The sequence below is a fragment of the Lactobacillus sp. UMNPBX19 genome (genome assembly GCF_002553805.1).
Taxonomy (GTDB): Bacteria; Bacillota; Bacilli; order Lactobacillales; family Lactobacillaceae; genus Lactobacillus.
In genome coordinates this window covers 1-19,393 of the sequence record NZ_PCYR01000029.1, presented here as the reverse complement: position 1 = coordinate 19,393, position 19,393 = coordinate 1, and the positions used below count along the sequence as shown (strand labels likewise).

Annotated in this window: 15 protein-coding genes; 6 read left to right on the top strand and 9 right to left on the bottom strand. The window is 34.5% G+C overall.

The genetic code is table 11. The features are described from left to right. Positions 1-28 precede the first annotated feature (28 nt). Positions 29-454: a GNAT family N-acetyltransferase gene (locus CP370_RS07755; RefSeq protein ID WP_087712542.1), complete on the top strand. Its 426-nt coding sequence runs from the start codon at positions 29-31 to the stop codon at positions 452-454. Between the two features lie 69 nt (positions 455-523). Here the strand turns inward: CP370_RS07755 and CP370_RS07750 are convergent, their stop codons facing one another. Together CP370_RS07750 and CP370_RS07745 are read right to left on the bottom strand one after the other, a co-directional pair. Further along, positions 524-1,792, bottom strand: coding sequence for a methionine gamma-lyase family protein (locus tag CP370_RS07750; RefSeq protein WP_087284620.1), 1,269 nt, complete (start codon positions 1,790-1,792; stop codon positions 524-526). 3 nt (positions 1,793-1,795) lie between these two features. Then, positions 1,796-3,895 (bottom strand): putative ornithine decarboxylase, encoded by a 2,100-nt coding sequence (locus CP370_RS07745; RefSeq protein ID WP_087712543.1) that lies wholly within the window; start codon positions 3,893-3,895, stop codon positions 1,796-1,798. Between the two features lie 242 nt (positions 3,896-4,137). Between CP370_RS07745 and CP370_RS07740 the strand changes: the two genes are divergently transcribed. Continuing rightward, positions 4,138-5,619, top strand: a complete 1,482-nt coding sequence (locus CP370_RS07740) for an APC family permease (RefSeq protein WP_087712544.1) — start codon at positions 4,138-4,140, stop codon at positions 5,617-5,619. Between the two features lie 557 nt (positions 5,620-6,176). Here the strand turns inward: CP370_RS07740 and CP370_RS07735 are convergent. After that, the gene (locus CP370_RS07735) at positions 6,177-7,073 is read right to left on the bottom strand and encodes a peptidylprolyl isomerase PrsA (protein WP_061400317.1); all 897 of its coding nucleotides are present in this window, start codon (positions 7,071-7,073) and stop codon (positions 6,177-6,179) included. 286 nt (positions 7,074-7,359) lie between these two features. Between CP370_RS07735 and CP370_RS07730 the strand changes: the two genes are divergently transcribed. Beyond that, positions 7,360-13,818 carry a S8 family serine peptidase gene (locus CP370_RS07730; RefSeq protein WP_087712545.1) on the top strand — a complete coding sequence of 2,153 codons (6,459 nt, stop codon included), beginning with the start codon at positions 7,360-7,362 and terminating at the stop codon, positions 13,816-13,818. A 113-nt stretch (positions 13,819-13,931) separates the two neighbouring features. Here the strand turns inward: CP370_RS07730 and CP370_RS07725 are convergent, their stop codons facing one another. Next, complete coding sequence (locus tag CP370_RS07725; protein WP_157662324.1) at positions 13,932-14,099, bottom strand: LPXTG cell wall anchor domain-containing protein; 168 nt, start codon at positions 14,097-14,099, stop codon at positions 13,932-13,934. Between the two features lies 1 nt (position 14,100). On the opposite strand from CP370_RS07725, the gene CP370_RS10225 reads away from it, so the two are divergent. Then, positions 14,101-14,229, top strand: a complete 129-nt coding sequence (locus CP370_RS10225; protein ID WP_255408036.1) for a hypothetical protein — start codon at positions 14,101-14,103, stop codon at positions 14,227-14,229. Positions 14,230-14,384: 155 nt separating this feature from the next. Here CP370_RS10225 and CP370_RS07720 read toward each other — a convergent pair whose 3' ends face one another. Genes CP370_RS07720 through CP370_RS07705 form a run of 4 tightly spaced genes read right to left on the bottom strand, consistent with a single transcriptional unit; the run spans position 14,385 to position 17,439 of the window. Beyond that, positions 14,385-16,310 carry a copper-translocating P-type ATPase gene (locus CP370_RS07720; protein ID WP_087712547.1) on the bottom strand — a complete coding sequence of 642 codons (1,926 nt, stop codon included), beginning with the start codon at positions 16,308-16,310 and terminating at the stop codon, positions 14,385-14,387. Then, positions 16,310-16,597 (bottom strand): cupredoxin domain-containing protein, encoded by a 288-nt coding sequence (locus tag CP370_RS07715; protein WP_004898239.1) that lies wholly within the window; start codon positions 16,595-16,597, stop codon positions 16,310-16,312. Before CP370_RS07715 ends, CP370_RS07720 begins: the two co-directional genes overlap by 1 nt. Positions 16,598-16,614: 17 nt before the next feature. Next, the gene (locus tag CP370_RS07710; RefSeq protein WP_087712548.1) at positions 16,615-16,992 is read right to left on the bottom strand and encodes a cupredoxin domain-containing protein; all 378 of its coding nucleotides are present in this window, start codon (positions 16,990-16,992) and stop codon (positions 16,615-16,617) included. Positions 16,993-17,004: 12 nt separating this feature from the next. Further along, positions 17,005-17,439, bottom strand: a complete 435-nt coding sequence (locus tag CP370_RS07705) for a CopY/TcrY family copper transport repressor (protein ID WP_087712549.1) — start codon at positions 17,437-17,439, stop codon at positions 17,005-17,007. 157 nt (positions 17,440-17,596) lie between these two features. On the opposite strand from CP370_RS07705, the gene CP370_RS07700 reads away from it, so the two are divergent. Together CP370_RS07700 and CP370_RS07695 are read left to right on the top strand one after the other, a co-directional pair. Beyond that, positions 17,597-18,154 (top strand): hypothetical protein, encoded by a 558-nt coding sequence (locus CP370_RS07700; RefSeq protein WP_011162609.1) that lies wholly within the window; start codon positions 17,597-17,599, stop codon positions 18,152-18,154. Positions 18,155-18,175: 21 nt separating this feature from the next. Then, positions 18,176-18,721, top strand: coding sequence for a hypothetical protein (locus CP370_RS07695; RefSeq protein WP_087712550.1), 546 nt, complete (start codon positions 18,176-18,178; stop codon positions 18,719-18,721). An 82-nt stretch (positions 18,722-18,803) separates the two neighbouring features. Here CP370_RS07695 and CP370_RS07690 read toward each other — a convergent pair whose 3' ends face one another. Beyond that, a complete protein-coding gene (locus tag CP370_RS07690) occupies positions 18,804-19,217 on the bottom strand; it encodes a peptide deformylase (protein WP_087712551.1) in 414 nt (137 codons plus the stop codon). Between the last annotated feature and the right edge of the window lie 176 nt (positions 19,218-19,393).

The following is a 19,393-nucleotide window of genomic DNA, read 5'->3' as shown; positions in this document are numbered from 1 at the left end:
TCTAATCTATCAAGCAGCTTGATTAAAAGTGTTCAATTTATTATTGCAATTTACGATTATTAGAAAATATAAAAATATAGACTATGTTCAATTATGTCAAGTACATGATCAAGCTAGAATGCAAGAACTAATTGTAGGTAATGCAGTTGATCTGTATGCTCCACTTGAAGTGGCAGTGTATAAAGAGAAACTATTTTCGGAAACAATTTATGTAGCTGCGCTTGACAGCCAAGTAGTAGGTTTTGTGGCTTTTAGAAAGAACGAATTAGGCTATATTTACGTGTTAAATGAATTTCAAGGAAGAGGAATTGGTGGTAAATTACTGGATACTGTAATTCCTTATTTAGAACGTCCCGCTTTTTTAGAGGTCTTTCCCACAAATATCAAGGCAAAAAGATTATATCGGAGTCGTGGATTTGTAGAAGAGACTAAAGAAAAAATGATTTTGCATTAACTTAATAAAGAGAACAAAAAACGGTCAGTGGATGATTTTCACTGACCGTTTTTAAGGATACTAATATGTCTAATCTTTTTTATAGAAAGTTTCTTCTACAGCATGAGTGATCGCAATCTTGTCATGGGCATAAGAAAGACCACCTTGCACATAAAGACGGTATGGCGGACGCATTGGACCGTCTGAAGATAATTCGATCGTAGAACCTTCAGTAAAGCTACCTGAAGCCATAACAACATCATCTTCATAACCATCTTGGTGGTATGGAATAGGATCAACAAATGAGTTCATTGGTGAATAGTGTTGAATAGCAGCACAGAACTTAACCATTGGATCTGGTTCGCCGAAGGTTACAGTTTGAACGATATCAGTTCTTGGATCATTCCACTTAGGTGCAACTTTCATTCCCATTTCTTCACAGAGAGCAGCAGTATAAATCATACCCTTTAAGGCTTCTCCAGTAGTGTGAGCTGCCATAAAGAATCCCTGATACATATCTCTTAAATAGCCCCATGTAGCGCCTTCTCCTTTACCAGCGCCAGGTACGTTAAGGCGTGAGCCTGCTCCTTCAATGAGATCTTTTTTACCAACAAGGAAGGCGCCAGCTTTGACAATGCCGGCACCAGCGTTTTTGAATAAGGAACCAGCAAGCATATCAGCACCATAAAAAGTTGGCTCTTCAGTTTCAGAAAATTCGCCATAGCAGTTATCAACGAAGATTTTTACGTCTGGACGAACTTCTTTAATGAACTTAAGCATCTTCTTGATTTTTTCCATTGTAAAGCTTGCACGAACAGCATAACCAAGAGAACGTTGAATAGTTACAACCTTAATTTTTGGATCTTGCAAGTCTTTTCTAGCTTGTTCATAATCAACTTCACCGTTATCAAGTAAATCAGTGTGCTTAAAGTCAATGCCCCATTCTTTCATATTGCCTGGTTTGTCACCGGCTAGGCCAATAACTTCTTGAATAGTGTCGTATGGCATACCGGTTAAGTAGTAAAGTGTGTCGCCAGGGCGGAGCATACTAAATAGACCAACAGCAATAGCATGAGTTGCTGAAGAGAATTGAGGGCGTACTAATGCATCATCAGTTTTGAAATAATCTGCATACATTGCCTCTAATTTATCACGGCCAACGTCGTCATAACCATAGCCAGTAGAAGGAACTAAATCTTCTTCTCCAACACGATGCTTTCTAAATATATCCAAAACACGTTGTTGATTATAGAATACTTGCTCATCAATTTCTTCTAGACGAGGTTCGATCATTTTATCAACTTTATCAACTTTTTCTTTTAATTCGGTTGGTAGATTTTCTTTCCAAGATAAAACCATTACTTAATTCTCCTTTAATATTTCTGCTTGTACTCTTATTTTACCATCTGATTTTTGATCCCAGTAGACTCCCTGAATTTCAGGTACAAATCCTGGAAAACGCTCGATCGCACCTACTAAAACTTCAAAATACTTTTGATCAATGTCGCTCCATTTTTCACCTGGTGCAACAATAAACACACCTGGTGGGTACGGTAATGCACCTTCAGCAGCAATGCGGCCTTTAACATTTTCTAAGTTAACTAACTCACTTTCATTTTTCATGAAGAGATAGTCAGCATGCTCGGGAGTCATTTGATAATTTTGCATGTCTGGTTTAGAAAATAATTCTTGCTGGAGAGTAAAGGTATTATTTCCCCAGTAATATTCATGCATTTCTTGGCAGAGCTGTTTTAAAGTATAACCTTTGTAGCGATCACCATATACCTTAGTTAGCTTAGGGAGCACTTTTTCTAGAGGTGCATCCTCGTTATAGTACTGCTCAAATTCTAAGAATGCATTTAGCAAGATATCTAATTCAGCTTTAGTATCTCCCGGCGTTAATAAGAAAAGAAGAGAATATAGGTCATCTTTTGCACGAATAATTCGTTTCTCCATTAGAAATTCTGCGACAACTGGTCCAGGAATACCTATTTCTTCATATTTTGCATTTTTAACATCAATTCCAGGAGTTACAACAGTAATTTTTAGAGGATCGATCATGGCTTGACCAGACGCAATTTTGCTAAATCCATGCCAAAGATTAGTGGAATCTAAATTCCAGTACTTTTCATTTGTAGCTAACTCATCAGTACTAATATTTTCAAAATTATCAATTACTAGTGGCTTAAATAATTTTGATTTTCTAATTAATTCTTTCCGCCATTCAATTCCTAAGCGTAAGATTTGGTCCCACCATTTTTTATTACCCTCACCACTAGTTAAATATGAGTTAACGGTGAGTGAGGCATAAAGTGGATAAGAGTAACTTGAGGTAACAAATTTAAGATAAGCGTGGTTAAAGTGCTTATGATCAACGTAACGTTTCTGGCCTTTAATATGAGCATCCTTTTTTAAAATTTGTGAGGCTTGGCCCATCCCAGCTTGTTGTTTATGAAGTGATTGAGTTACTAAAATACCCGGATCTTCTGGCCCAAAGTCTAAGTTGAGGGGAGACAGGTGATTCATAATTGGAACAAATTGTTCAAATCCTCCCCACGCACAATCAAACAGAATGTAATCACATAGTTTACCAATTTTATCAATCATCCACTTTGCGTCGTAAAAAAGACCATCATATGTTTCTGATTGAATGATAGCTAGTCTAAATGGACGTTTAGCTTTAGCTTTTTCAGGGTCAACTTTAGCAATTTCAGCGCGAATTTTTTCTTCACTTAGGAAGTTAGGATCCATCTCTCCAATTAATCCAAGAGCATTGCGATCGGTTGGAATATATACTGGTTTGGCACCAGTCATTACTAAAGCACTATTATAGAGTGATTTATGATTATTTCGGTCAAACAGAACTAAGTCATCTTTGGTTAATAGGGCACTTGCACAAATTGAATTTGCACTCGTTGTTCCATTAGTACAGAAATAAACTTTATCAGCATGGTAAGTTTTGGCAGCTTTTTGCTCAGCAGTTAAAGGCGTTCCTTCGTGGGTCATGGTATCGCCTAATTCTGGTACTGTATCACTGGTATCGGCAAACATGAGGTTTTTACCGAAGAAGCGGTTAAATACTACCCCAGCCGGATGTTTTTCGTAATATAAGCCATTATGATGACCTGGTGTAGTAAAACTAACTGGGTGATCTTCTGCAAAATTGACCAAATCAGATAAAAATCCAGGAACCATTTCTGCTGTGTATTGATTTGCGGCATCGATTATTTGATTTTTTTCATTATTAGAAATTGTTTCATGTGAAACTTTAATAATAGGAATTCCAAGGCCAGATGTCTTTTGTAAATCTTGAGCAGTTTTAATACTATCTTGATCAGTATCTGCTACAACGATTGCGGCAAGTTCACTAGCTTGAGGATTATCGTTCAAATTAGTAGTTTGCCATGAATTAAAACTATTATTTTTAAGTCCATTGCTTAGCGCAATTTTTAGAAAATTCATTTAATCACCTTGTTTTCCTATATATTTTCTAAAATAGACTTGCAAATTTTTTATAAATCCTTATAATTTTGTGCGAACGTTTTTGTACGCAGTTTGATTTGCAAGTAGACTACGGCATAAATTATAGCGATTTATAGAGGATTTCTACAAGTGGATTTAAATACTTTGATGATAGTTTTAAAACCTCCAAATTTAAAAGATGGGATTTAGATAAATATTTTAATTTTGGGGGAATTTAAAAATTGGATAAACCAGATGTCTTTAATGACTTAGAACCGAATAAAAAACATTATATGAGTTGGCCAGTTATTGCGCTGATTGACTTTGTAACGATTATTAGTTTTGAAAATATCTTCTATCCATTTCAAAACCAAGGTCTTTCAGTTGTAATTTCATGGATCTTTCTTTTATTTACTTATGTTATTCCTTACGCATTGATCAGTAGTCAAATGAGTTTGACTTTTGATAATCAAGATGGAGGACTTGCTTCCTGGGTAAGAAGAAGTACGAACGACACTTTAGGATATTGGACCTCATGGATGTATTGGGTCCAAAGTGTACCGTATATTGTCGACGTGTCAAACTCAGTTATTGTTTCATTCAGCTGGATGATTTTTGGAAACAATAGTTTAGATAAAAAAATGTCAACATTCTGGTTTGGAATTTTGACATTCGTAATTATTTTGATTTTTATTTTATTAGAAAATAAACTACGCAACTCACTAGAAATTCTTTCTTTAATTGGTGGGGGAGCAATGTTTATTATGTCTATGCTCTTTGTTTTGCTTGCTGCCTGGTCAGTAATGCATGGACATCATATTGCAACACAACCATTTAACTGGGGCGCATTTAAGCCTTCGTTTAGCTTGAATTACTTCTCAACTACTGGTCTTTTGATCTTTGCAATGTCAGGTGCTGAACTTGCTGCGCCTTATGTGCAACAAATGAAGAATCCCAAGCGCGACTTTCCTAAAGCAATGTGGATGCTAGCAATTATGACTGGATTCTTAACCATCTTTGGAACTTTGGCTTTAGCAATGTTCTTTAATGCTCACCACATTCCACATGACTTTAAGATGAACGGTCCTTACTACGCTTTCCAATTACTTGGTGAAAGTTTGGGTATAGGTAAAGTGCTAATGTACATTTTTGCAGTTGTCCAAGCAATCTTTATGATGGCGCAACTTGCAGTGTTACTTGATGCATCAAGTCGTGTATTTGCCGGAGATGTTGGCGAAAAATTCATGCCAAAATGGTTGACCAAGAAGAACAAGAATGGTCGTCCAATTCACAGTTATACTTTTACTGTAGGGCTCAGCTTATTCTTACTTCTTTTAACAGGAACTTTGCCAAATATCAATACTATTTACAACTGGCTATTAAATGTTAACGGTATTATTTCACCATATAAGACTTGTTGGGTATTCTTTGCCTTTGTAGCAATGAGAATGCATCAGGATAAATACCACTCTAGCTATGTATTTATTAAAAACAAGACTGGTGCATTAACTGTTGGTTTTTGGTGCTTACTCTTTACTTTTGTTTGTGCAACTTTAGGATTCATTCCACAAAACGTTGCAGTTGGTACAAAAGCATTTACTCATCAACTATGGATGAATATTATTACTGTTGTAGTACTCTTTGGTTTGGGGTTCGTTTTACCATGGCTTCGTAAGCTTGAACAAAAGCGCGAAAAAGAAATGATGGTCGAGATTAAAGAATAAATTAGATATTTAAAATAAACTATTACTTCCGAGATTCAGAAATGGGTCTCGGTTTTTTGTACTTTAAAACAGCAAAGTAGTAATTAAAATAACTATAGTCTAAGGCTGCCTATATAACAAAAATAACTTAAATAAAAATGCAGTAAGATGAAATTTCCTAAAATTAACGTACCGATGAGTTTGAAACTATACTCTATTAATAAGATTGAAGTAGAAAAAGTCCAATGGACAATTGGTAAATGGAAGCCTTTAATTGGATCTATAGTTGACTCATTTCATAGGATATAGAGTTTGCCTTAATTAATGATTGAATTTAAAATACACAAAATCTTGCTTAATTTGAGAGCGAAATGTGAAAAGACTTTCTATAAGGGCTTACCAATAATTCCGTTGATTACGGGAATAACTCATTTACTGGTTCTACTAAAATTGCATTTCAGCAATTTAGCGCCTAATCCTTTAAAAATCTTAATTCAAATTAAAAACTCTATTAAATCGAGGCTTATTAACACCAAAATTTAATAGAGTTTTTTCTATATATTATTAATTCTTAGTATTTAAAAATTTGCTTTATTGGAACCTTTATACATATCAAGAGCTGATTTTAAATCTTTGTCTTTAATTGATACGTGCTGTTCTTTTAATACTTGACTGATAACATTATTCATAATTCTAGAGTTGCTAGCCCATTTATTATAAATTGCTTCAGTTAATTCTTTTTGCTTATCAGCAAAATTACCCTTTTTAGGATGATTAATCATTTTAATGACTTCATAACCATTTGTAACTTTGATAGGTTCTTTGGTATATTCATCATTTTTTAATTTATAGGCGGCCTTTTTGAAAGTAGAGTCGTATCGTCTATTTTGCATATCAAAAGCAGGCAATTTTCCACCATTAGAACTGGTTAGACTATCGACAGAATACTTGCTAGCTAAACTAGCAAAGCTTTCACCATTATTAAGTTTCTCAATAACTGTATTTGCTGTATCGCGGCTAGTAGTTGAAATATGCTGAACTGTGATCTTTGGTTGATAATCTTTCCATTCTTCTTTTAATTGGGAAGTCGTTGGCTTCATCTGTTTTTTTAAAGCGATTTTACTTAGATGATTTAATTCAATCATTTGTTTAAAAGATTTTTTTGTATAGGAGTTTTCTTTTAAAAAAGAATCAAATTGAGAACCATATCTTTTTTTGTAACTATTATAGTCGGCTTCTACCTGATCTTTGTTAAGCTTACTGCCGTACGCTTCTTTAAGAGCTCCGTAGATCAACATATTAGCTAGAATTGTTTTGCTAGTCGGAGAGCTCTTTAGTTCCTGATAAAATTGCTCCTGCGATATTTTTTTATCGCCATATTGTGCAACTTCTTTATTATTTGAAGAGCAACCAGCTAAAAATAATAAAGAAAAGCTACTTGCTGCTAAAGCACCAACTTTAATTATTCTTTTCATATAAACCTCCAATGAAAAAACTTTCACTATACTAATATTTATTTAATAATTTAAACAGTTATTTATTTGTAAATCAATGTTAAATTTTTCTGCATTATTAGTGCTATTTGGAAGAAAGTAGTAAATGATGTACATTTGATAGTTATTTTTTTGTATAAAAAAGCATTGAGCTTTAATATAAATTAGATATAATATTAAAATAAAAATATATCAAATTAAATATATTCTTATTTTATTATAAGTTGATTACAAGGATCAGTTAATCAATTCTTTAAGGAGGATTTAAATGAAAAAGAAAAGAGAAAAATATACTTGGTTATTACTCAGTACAGCTCTTATAACTAGTGGTCAAGTACTAGGTGGAGGAGAACAAATCGTAAAGGCAAGTGTAGCAAGCCAAACTAACAGCGTTAAAAAATCTAAGACAGCTGTAGAACATTCTACGACAGCTCTCTCGAGACAAGCTATTGAGGCCCAACTTGCCGCTCAAGGTGTTAATTTTGAACGATTAACACCCGAGGAACAGCAAGAGGTCTATGTAGATGTGATTGTCCAACTCGAGGCTCTACCAGCTTCTGAAAATGGATCAATTGATTCACAAACAGCAAGTAGAGCCGAAATTGAGCAAGCATCGAATAAAGTAATTGCTGCTCAATCTGGAATTAAGAATGAAGTTCAAAAAATTACAAATCAAGCCATTGATAAAAGTTATGGGTATGTAGTTAATGGTTTTGCAACAAAAGCAAAAGTTGGAGATATTAAAAAATTAAGAGAGATTAAAGGTGTAAAATCAGTTACTTTAGCTAAGGTATATTTTGCAGCCGATACCTCAGCAAATAACATGGCCAATGTTTCGACGGTTTGGTCAAACTATCAATATAAAGGTGAAGGAACAGTCGTTTCAATTATTGATACTGGTATTGATCCTAATCATAAGGATTTGAGATTAAGCGACGAATCTAAAGCCAAATTAACTGCTAAGGATATTGATGGCTTTACTGAAAATAGTGGCTATGGTCGTTACTTCACCAGTAAAGTACCATTTGGTCATAACTATTCTGATAATAATGATATTATTACGGATGATAATCCAAAAGAACAACACGGGATGCATGTTGCGGGTATCGTTGGTGCAAATGGTACCGGAACTAATCCAGCAACTTCAGTAGTTGGAGTGGCTCCCGAAGCACAATTGCTTGCTATGAAAGCTTTCTCTAACTCAGATAGTTCTGCATCGACTGATTCAACTAGTGTAATTGGTGCAGTGGATGATTCAGCTAAATTAGGAGCAGATGTTCTGAATATGTCTTTGGGATCAGTTTCAGGTGAACAGACTGAAGATGATCCAGAAATTGCAGCTGTAGAAAAAGCTGTTAAGCATGGAACAGCAGCTGTAATTTCAGCAGGAAACTCTGGTACTTCAACGTCAGATCAAGAGGGAAATAATAAAGATTTTTACGGTAATCCGGATATGGAAACTATTGGTAGTCCAGGCACAAGTAGAGGGGCAACAACAGTTGCATCAGCCGAGAATACGAAAGTGACTACTGATGGAATGACTATCTCTACTGCAAGTGGAGAAAAGTTGTTTGGACCAGCTGTTACTCAGCTTTCTCCTAACACTGATCTTTCTGCATTTGACAATAAAAAATTCTATCTTGTAAAAGATGCAGCTGGAAAATTAGGTGTGGGAACACCGGATCAGTATACCGATGATGTAAAAGGAAAAATTGCGGTAGTAGTTCGTGGAGCAATTACTTTTACTGATAAACAAAAATATGCTCAGGAAGCTGGTGCAGCTGGACTTCTTATTGTAAATAATGCTGGTGGAAATACCCCACTAACATCGGTTTTGTACAATGAAGGATTTCCAACAGCCGGTTTATCAACTGATGATGGTAAAAAACTTGTCGATTATCTTGAATCTCATCCCGATGAAGCATTGCAAGTAAACATTGCAGTTCAACCTCTGAATAATGTGGTACGTGAAGAAGATTTAATGTCTGATTTTACGTCTTATGGTCCTGTTTCTAATTTGTCATTTAAGCCTGATATTACGGCTCCAGGTGGAAATATTTGGTCTTTGCAAAATAACAATGGCTACACTAATATGTCCGGGACTTCAATGGCATCACCATTTATTGCCGGTTCTCAAGCTTTACTTGTGCAAGCAATGAATGACAAGAATGGAAAATTTTACGAATTATATCAAAAGATGCCTAAGAGTGAACGAGCAGCTTTAATAAAGAATATTCAGATGAATACAACAAATATTGAAGTTGACCTTGATCATGATTCAGTTATTGAATCACCTCGTAGACAGGGGGCTGGATTAGTTAATGTAGAAGCTGCAATTAATGCAATTTTGCATAATCCTTCAACAGTTAGTGGTGGGAATGGATACCCAGGAGTTGAATTGAGAGACTTCAAGGATCGTAAACATCAATTTACTCTTAAATTTACAAATCGTACTAATAAAGAAATCGAATATAGTTTAAATAGTAACGGAAAGTTTTCGGATATATACACTTCAGCAACTGATTCCAAAACAGGAAAATTATTCGAAAAGAAAATTGAAGGTGCTACGCTTACTCCAGATGAAAAAATAATAGTTCCAGCAAATTCAACTAAAGAAGTAGGAGTAACCTTATCATTACCGGACAATTTCAAAGAAAACCAATATGTTGAAGGATTTATGACCTTTACTGGATCAGATAATTCCCACTTAAAAATTCCATACATGGGCTTCTTTGGTGATTGGACTGAGCCAGCTATTTTTGACGGATTGAATGGATTAGCGTTTAATCCAAAAAACAATAATTTAGGTACGATTATAACGGCTGGAAATAAAAATGGAGCTATCGGATATGCTGGATTAAGCCAAGATGATGCTGGAAATTATCATATTGATCCAGACGCAATTGCATTATCTACAGCAGATGGAGCATCCGTATCGTGGTTGAAGCCACAGTATTTCTTATTTAGAAATGCTAACGATGTTAAAGCTGAAATTTTAAATCAAGATGGTGAAGTAATTAATACTCTGGCCTCTTTAGCGCATGTGACTAAGTCATATTGGGCTGCTAGCAGCCAAAGATATGCTAAGTTCAATTATGTTCCAGCTTGGGATGGTACATATTTCAACCAACAAACTAATAAAACTGAAAAAGTACCCGATGGAACTTACACTTATCGTGTAACGGGGACAGTCGATGGTACGAACAAGCAACAACACTATGACATTAAAATTAAGGTTGATAGTGTTAAACCAGAAGTTAAGAATTTGAAGTTGGGATCGCATAAAGATCAGAACGGAAAAATATCATATGTCCTTAAAGCTGAAGCAAAAGATAATTTTAGTGGTCTAAATGGTCAAGCAAATACTTACGTAAATGGTGAACTCAGTAGAAATGTATCATATGACATTGTGGGTCCAACAAATTCTGGATATCAAAAGATTGAAATTCCACTTAGTGATGAGCAAGTTAGAACTCTTAAAGCAGGCAAAAACGACTTGTCTATAGCTGTCTTTGATAATGCTACTAATGCTGGAACTACTTCAGGTGTAGCTAATAAGCCAGGTGAAATAAACTTTGGACTAATTATCGATAAGAACTTACCAAGCAAAATAACAACACTTAGTGATGCATATGATGCAAGTGATAATTCTTACACGATTTCAGGTACATATCCAGAAAAAGTATATGGGACATATACTGATAAAGATGGGAAAGAGCATGAGCTTAAGATAAGCTATGATGAATCTAGCGAACGCTTTGTTACAACATTGCCATTGTCAGTTAGTGATTATGATACCCAGGTTAAATTCTATGCTGATGAGGAACATGAGACTTTAATTACTCAAAAAGATATTAAAGTTAGTCTAGTGCCAGCTAAAATTGAGAGTCTTAAAATTGATAATCAAGAAACCTATGCTGGAGGTGGAGAAGCTAAGTTAAGTCAAACTTCTGAAGATACAGTAGAAGTATTAGGAAAAGTTAGTGCCGATGCTGATAAAGTTGCTGTAAAAATTAATGATAAAACATATAGCGCTAAGCCAAATAGTGAGCATGAATTTACAGTCAAAGTCCCAGTAAGTTATGGCGAAAATGTAATGAATATTGTAGTTAGCGATGAGGATGGTAATAGCTCATCAGTTAAGCAAATTGTTAAATCGAGTGATCGTGGTAAAACTGTTGTTTCAGCAGCTGATGTTACTTTTGATGATGGAGTTAAATTTGGAACAAGTAGTGTCAACGCGAAAACAAAGAACTATGATCCTAAAACTGGTAAGTTAACGTTAACGGGAAGAGTTAACCGTCCAACCACTACTCTTAGAATTGGTAATCAAGATGTTAGAGTTAAGTCAGATGGAGCATTTAAACTAGTTTTGGATCTTGGTAATCACGGTTCTAAGGTATTTCCAGTTTTAATTGGAGATACGACTATCGGGGATACTGTTCAAGAAAGACTAACCTTCTATGTAGATGCAAATACTCCAGAAGTAACCCTTAACCACGAAAAGGACGAACAGGGACACTACACACCAATTTATACAAATAAGGAAGAATTTGAAGTTCAAGGTACAATTAGTGACGATTACCCATATTATAGTTTGTTTATAAATGATAATAATGTTGATGCAAATTGGGATGATATCGATTATAACGGCAACAAGAATTTGAGAAAGAAATTTACTCATACTGTTAAACTTAAAGAAGGAAAAAATACTTTTAATGTTGCAGTAGCCGATAATAATGATAATCAGAGCGAAGTTCAGACTTTGGTCGTATACTATAAGAAAGCTCAAAAATTGGCAGCACCACAAATTACTGCTACAACTGCATCAGATAAAAAATCAGTGACAATAACTGGAAAAAGTGAAGATGGCAACGTCTTATATAGTACTGATGGCGGAAATAAATATGCAGTTTTACCAGAAGAAGGACTAACCGTTACAGAGAACGGAAAGATTTTATTTAAGACTACTGATAAATATGGTAATGAATCAGATGTTGTTGAATATGCCGTTAAGACAATTGAAAAAGATCAGCCTAATACAGATGAGAGTATAGCTCAGGCACGAAAAGAGCTAAGAAAGAAACTTGATCAAACAAGATCTTTAGGAAGCTCAGGTAAATACACACATGAATCAGCTAAAAACTTAGCTCAAGCGCGTCAAGAAGCAAGCAAAGTATTAAGAAATAAGAAGGCTACTCTTCAAGAATTGACGCATGCAATTGAAAGCTTAGATGCGGCAATTAAGAATTTAGTTGAAAAGCCAGTAGAACATGAAGTTAATAAGGACTTACAGGAACTTAAAGAAAAACTGGAAAAAACAATTAAAGAAAGTGAAGAATTTGATCAAAGTAAATACACTGATGATTCAGTAGCAGAAATGACTAAAGTTCTTGATCAGGCAAGGAAGACTTTATCTGATAAAGACGCAAGTGTAGCTGCCCTTCAAGAAGCATTTGACTCTATTGTTAATGCAAAGAAGGCTCTTAAGGAGAAACAGGTATCTCCAGAAAAGCCAACACAGTCAGATGATACAAAAGAAACCAATGCTGAAGAAATTATGGCTGCCAAAAATGCCTTAAAAGAAAAGGCAGAAAAACTTAGTCAACTTGATACCACCAAATATACTTCTGAAAGCGTAGAAGGCTTAAGTAATGCACTGAAAAAAGTAAATCAAGTTTTAACTAATACGCAAGCAAACACAAGTGAAATTCAAGAAGCACTTGATAGTTTGACACAGGCTGAAAAGGCTTTGGTTGAAAAAGCAGCTTCCGATCCTGATGTTGAAAAAGCTAAAGATCAATTAAAAGAAGAGCTTAATAAGCACAAAGATGAAGATAAATCACAATATACTGATGATTCAGCTAAAGTAAAAGAAAATGCTGAGAAAACTGCAGAAGGAATATTGGATTCAAAAGATGCACAAGTAGAAGAAGTTAATAAGGCTACAGAAACTCTAGTTGATGCAGAAAAAGATTTAGTTAAAAAAGATGAAACAAAATCCACTAATGATCAAGAAGCAGAGCATGTTCGAGCAAGTTTGCAGGAAGAAGTCAATAAGAATAATAGTTTGAATTTAGATAGTTATACTCCTGAATCACAAAATAAATTCAAAGAGATACTTAATAATGTACAGGAAATTCTAAATGATAAAGCCGCATCTTCAACTAGCTTAGAAAATGCAAAGGCTATTTTGGAAACTGCTAAAGGTATTTTGACGCAAATAGAGCATCAAGTAGTCCTACCTAAGGTTGAACAACCAGTAAACGTATCAACTACAGAAAAGAAAAATGAAGATAACACTAAAAAAGTAAGTGAAGTTTCTAAAGATGAGTCTCCAAGTAAACAAGTGGAACCAGTTGAAAAGCAAAATGAAACAACTTCTACTCAAAATAAAGACAACTTAGTAGGAACAAATCAACAAACTTCAATTAAAAATAGTAAAGAATCTTCAAATCAGAATGATGCTGCTAATGCACAAACACCAATAAAGAACAATGCAATCCATGAAAAGACAAGCAGTTCTATTTCAGTAAAGCCTCATACTCATAGCCAGAATAATAAACAAGTAGCTACTAAGACGAATTCTTCGAGATCTAACAATAGAAATAATAAAGAATTACCAAAGACAGGAGAAAAAGAAACATTAGTTAGCTTGATTGTCACTGGTGTGACTACATTACTTGCGAGTGTAGGAATCGTTATAAAGAGAAGAAATAAGAATTAAGATGATAAATTCCCCGGGAAATACATTTTGATGAATTAAATTTCTTTTCCTTAAATATAAGAAAAATGCGTTAAGATATTGAATCTTAGCGCATTTTTTGTAGATTTGAATAATTAGCTATTCTTCTTTTTTCTATCGCCAACTAATCCTAGACGTAGCCCTAATCCTGCCAGTGCTAATCCAATTAGTTGTCCTTGGTTTTCTTTTCGTCCAGTTTGTGGGAGAACTGCAGCTTTTTGTGAATAATTAGCTTTAATTGTTGTAGCCTTTTCGGTCTTCACAGTGCTGTGTTCTTTAACTGGCTTAAATGAAACTGTAGAAGGTACACGCTTATTTGGAGTAGTAGGTATTTCAGCTTTAGAATTGGAAACTGGGTGTTCTGGAACAGGTTTAGAAGTAGCCGAACTTTAAATAAACTACGCATAAAATGAAAGGGATTGTAAAAAAGCGGTATGAATAACAAATTGGAGCAAAAATTAAGAAAATAAAAAATCAGCTCATATCGTTAAGATAGAACTGATTTTTTATTTGAGGAAAACTAATTAGCACTATAAAAATAAATTACATTAATTAGTTCCGGCAATTTTTGCTTTATTCAAAAGTAATGAACTACCAACAACTGAAACAGATGAAAAAGCCATAGCTAAACCTGCTAATTCCGGACTTAGTGTAAAGCCTAAACCAACGAATAATCCAGCTGCAATTGGGATACCAATTGTATTGTAGATAAGCGCCCAGAAGAGGTTTAACTTGATACGATTGAAGGTCTTCTTTGAAATATCAATAGCGCGAACAACACCTCTTAAATCATTTTGAACTAAGACAATACCACCAGAGTCAATTGCGATATCTGTACCAGATCCCATCGCAATTCCTACATCAGCTGTTGAGAGAGCGGGAGCATCATTGATACCATCCCCAACAAATGCTACCTTGTCGCCATTTTGTTGAAGCTCTTGAATATGTTCAGCTTTTTCATTTGGTAGAACGTCAGCAATAACTTGGTCAATTCCAACTTCATTAGCAATCGCTTGAGCAACTTTTTCATTATCGCCTGTAAGCATTACTGTCTTTAATCCACGTTTCTTAAGTTCGCTGATAGCTTCTTTAGAGCTTGGCTTAGGAACATCTTGAATAGCAATTAAGCCAATAATTTCACCTTTTAGGCCGACATAAACAACAGTTTTAGCTTCTTCTTGTAATTTTGTAGCTTTTGTATTCATTTCCGGGGAAATATTGACATCAGCTAATAAACGATTACTTCCTACAAAAGCTGTTTGATCATGATAATTAGCCTTAACGCCTTTACCTTCAATAGCTTCAAAGTCATCAACTTTTTCAATTGCTAATTTTTCAGCTTCGGCTTTTTTGATAATTGCTGTAGCAAGAGGGTGTTCAGAAGATTCCTCAAGACTTGCAGCAATAGTTAAAACTTGTTTTTCGTCACCGACAATATCAGTAACTTCAGGTTTACCAACCGTGATAGTACCTGTTTTATCAAAGACAACAGTATTTAAATCACTAACTTCTTGAAGAACTTCACCGTTCTTGATCAAAACTCCCATTTTAGCGCTACGAGCAGTACCAACCATTAAAGCGGTTGGAGTAGCAAGGCCTAAAGCACATGGGCAGGCAATAACGATTACGCTAACTGCAAAAAGCATGGCTTCAACAGCGGTTGCTCCAAGGAATGAGTACCAAATGATAAAAGTTAAAATGGCAATAATCATAACAGCAGGGACAAAAATATTAGAAATTTTATCCGTTAAGTTTTGAATTGGGGCATGGCTAGTCTGAGCTTTTTTAACTAAATCAACAATTTGAGCAAGCATGGTGTCAGAACCAACTTTAGTAGCCTTGAAAGTGATTGTACCGTTACTATTAATAGTTGAACCTACAACGGTGTCACCAACCTTTTTAACTACCGGCATACTTTCACCAGTAACCATTGATTCATCCAGTGTAGTAACACCTTCTAGAATCTCACCATCAACTGGAATTTTTTCACCTGGCTTAACGCGAATAATGTCGCCAACTTGAACTTGATCAAGCGGAATTTTTACAAATTTACCATCTCTTTGAACTTCCGCATCTTTTGCTTGTAAACCCATTAATTTACCTAAGGCATTTGATGCGTTATCATGCATTTTTTCTTCCATAGCGTCGCCTAATAAGACGAAGACCGTAACAAATGCTGCACTTTCAAAGTAAACTGGCCGGTTGGTAATCATAGCAAAGATACTATAGAAATACGCAACAGCTGTACCAGTAGCTACTAAGGTATTCATATTAGCACTATGCTTTTTGAAAGCGGCAATAGCACTTTTCCAGTAAGGAAGTGCAGAGATTGCCATAATGATTGTGGTTGTGATAAGAGCAATCCAGTTATATCCAGGCATCATCCAATGAAATGGCATTGCAAACATTTGAATAAGCATGGGGATAGAGAGGATAAACGATATCCAAAATCGTTTAATATTTGATAACTTCATTATTTAACAACAACCTTCCCATGAAACATGTCCATTCCGCAACTCCAATTATAAGTAGCAGGCTTGTCTGTAGGGATATTAACAATAACTTCTTTTTTGCCATCAAGTTTGTCATCTATATTTAAGTCTTTAAAAACGACTTCGTTCATACAGCCCATATTGTCAGAAGGAATAAATTTTAGTTGGGCTGGTTTACCTTGTTTAAAAGTAATAGTATCTGGTTTATAGCCATGATTTTCTGCGTTGACAACAACTTTTTTGGTTTGATTTTTTGAAAAAATACTCATTTTAATAGATCCTTTCTTTATTTAACGATGACTTTTCCGTGGAACATATCCATTCCGCAAGCAAAGTTATAAGTTCCGGCCTTGTCTGTCGGAATATTGACAGTAGTAATTTTTTGTTTGGTTAAGTCCTCATTAACTCCTAATTGTTCGAAAACAACATGGGATAAACACGCTGTTGAGTCGCGCATGTCAAAGTTAACTTGCGCCGGCACCCCTTTTTTAAGAATTACTGTTGAAGGTGAATAACCACCATTTACAACAATTGTTGCAGTTTGTTCATCATTAACAATTGTGCTCGTACCGGCAGCTTCCTTATGTTTGCCAAAGAACCACCAAATAATAAAGCCGATTAAAATTACTCCTACGATTAAGGCGACGATCTGACTAACGCTCATTCTTATTTCCTCCTAACAAATAGTAGAACCTGTTTTTAAGCAATTGCAGGGAACCATCTTAGGTGCCGTTTTTTCTTTTTGACTGATCTCTTTTTTCATCTTCATTAAATCACCTTTAGAAACGGGAGAGTCTTCTAAAAGTTTCAAAATTACCTCTCCCTTGTGCATGTCACACATTCTATTTAGTAAGGTTTTAGCTTCGTTGTACATCATTTCGGTTTGATTAACCGTAGCCGTGTAGATGTACCGGCGTCCATCTTGCTTAGCATTTAACCAGCCTTTTTGAACGAGACGTCTAATTAAAGTTTTGATAGTAGAATCTGTCCAATCTTTTTTAGTCTGAAGCTCGTTTAAAATTTGTTTTGTATTTGTTTCACCTAATGTCCAGACAATGCGCATTACTTCCCATTCACTGTCTGAAATTGAAGATAAATTCTTTTCACTCATTTATATATTCCTTTCGTTTACATATGTAATCATATAACTTTTAGTTTACATTTGTCAACAATAAAGATCAATGTACTTAATAAAAATATAATTAAATTATTGTTAAAATAATCATTTCATAGTAAAATCTAGACAAATAATTTAAGAAGGTGAGTGGGTGGACGATAAAAGATGGATTGAACTAGCTAAAAGACGTAAGCAAGATAAGTATTTCGGTATTATCAGCTTGTTGATTGCTTTGATGATGGTTTTCTTTACATTGAAAAATATTGGTTGGCTACTTACCTTCATCGTCGTAGCAGTTATTCTTTATTATTGGATTGATGTGGAACAGATGCTTGAAGATAGTAAGGCAATTAATAGGACGCAGAAGATTATTTTTATTATCCTTGGAATAGTTTATGAGCTGACTAGTATTGTTTTTGCTTTCATTAATTTAGATTATTTATTACTAGCTTTTGGCATTATAAGTGCAGGATATTTAGGCTTTAAGACGAACGCGGTATTTCGTAAAGATTTGAAGAATAAAAAACTGAAATTTGGGGAGAGTATAGTCGCAATTTGTCTTGGACTCGGAAGTGCAATCGTGCTTATATTACTTACTCCTAAAGACATTCTTTGGCTATTTCTTTTGATTTTTGCTTTAGCCTATAATCTGATTCACCTAATTGTCAGAATTAAGGTTGAACATGACGGAACTAACCGAGAACTATAGAAAAAAGAAAGGATTGAGTAGATGCGCCCAGACTTAATTATTAAAAATAGAAAGTTGAATCATATTATCGGCGTAATAGGAATCATTCTGAGTATTGTAGTGATATTTTTAGCCTTAAAAAATGTAAGCTGGGTATATCGACTAGTGGCAGTATGTGCAATCATTTATTGCCTTATTGACATAGAACAAAAATTAGAAGAAGACCATGCAATTACAAAAATAGATCGAAATATTATAGTTGTAATTGGTAGTTTTTATATAGGGTTTAGCATAATTTGTGCCTTTATAAATATTGATCTCTTGTTAAGGCTAGCTGGAATCACAGGTTCAGGCTATTTAGGATTTAAGTCATATCAATTAGTTAGAGAGGGAATTCTTAATAAGAAGCTGAAGTTAGCTGATAGTTTAGTAGCAACTTTTTTAGGTGTTTTTCCAGCTATTTTACTAATTATTCATGCATTTATTGCTTTTTGGATAATTTTATTAGCATTAACCTTGTTGTATAATTTAATCCACTTGATAGTTAGAATTAAAGTTGAACGTGGTTCAACGAATCGCCAATTCTAAAATAAAAAAGGTAGAGTATTCGATTTTCAGGTCGAGTACTCTACCTTTTTTTATGAAAAATAGTATACGTAAAAATTTTTAATTAAATCAAAATTCCATTACAATGATCAACTTCATGTTGAATTACCTCAGCAGTAAAATCAGAGAAACTTTGTTGCCGAGTTTCTAAATTCTCATTTTGATATTTAACTGTGATGTTCTTGTATCTTTCGGTTGGACGTTCGCCAGTTAAAGAAAGACAACCCTCATAAGCTAAATATTTATCATCTTGGGTCACAATAATTGGGTTAAGCATCACAATTGGGAGTGGCCCAATAAATAAAGCAATAATTCGTTTTTGAACACCAATCATATTTGCGGCGAGACCGGCTGCTCTATCCTTATTAGCCAGTAAAGTGTCCTTTAAATCAGTGGCTGCTCCTAAATCTTGTTTAGTTGCTGGTAGAGACTTAAATTTTAAAGAAAGTTCATCATGAATAATAGGTTTGACTGCCATAAAAATAATTCTCCATTGTTATTTTTATCCTAATTATCGCATATTACTCGCGTAAAATTTAAGTTTAATTATTTTTTCTTTCTTTAATTACAAGACGAATTGAATTTATTACTCGGGCGCTGATTGTAAAATTAAATTGAACACTTGATAAAAAATAAAAAGTCCATTCGGACCTG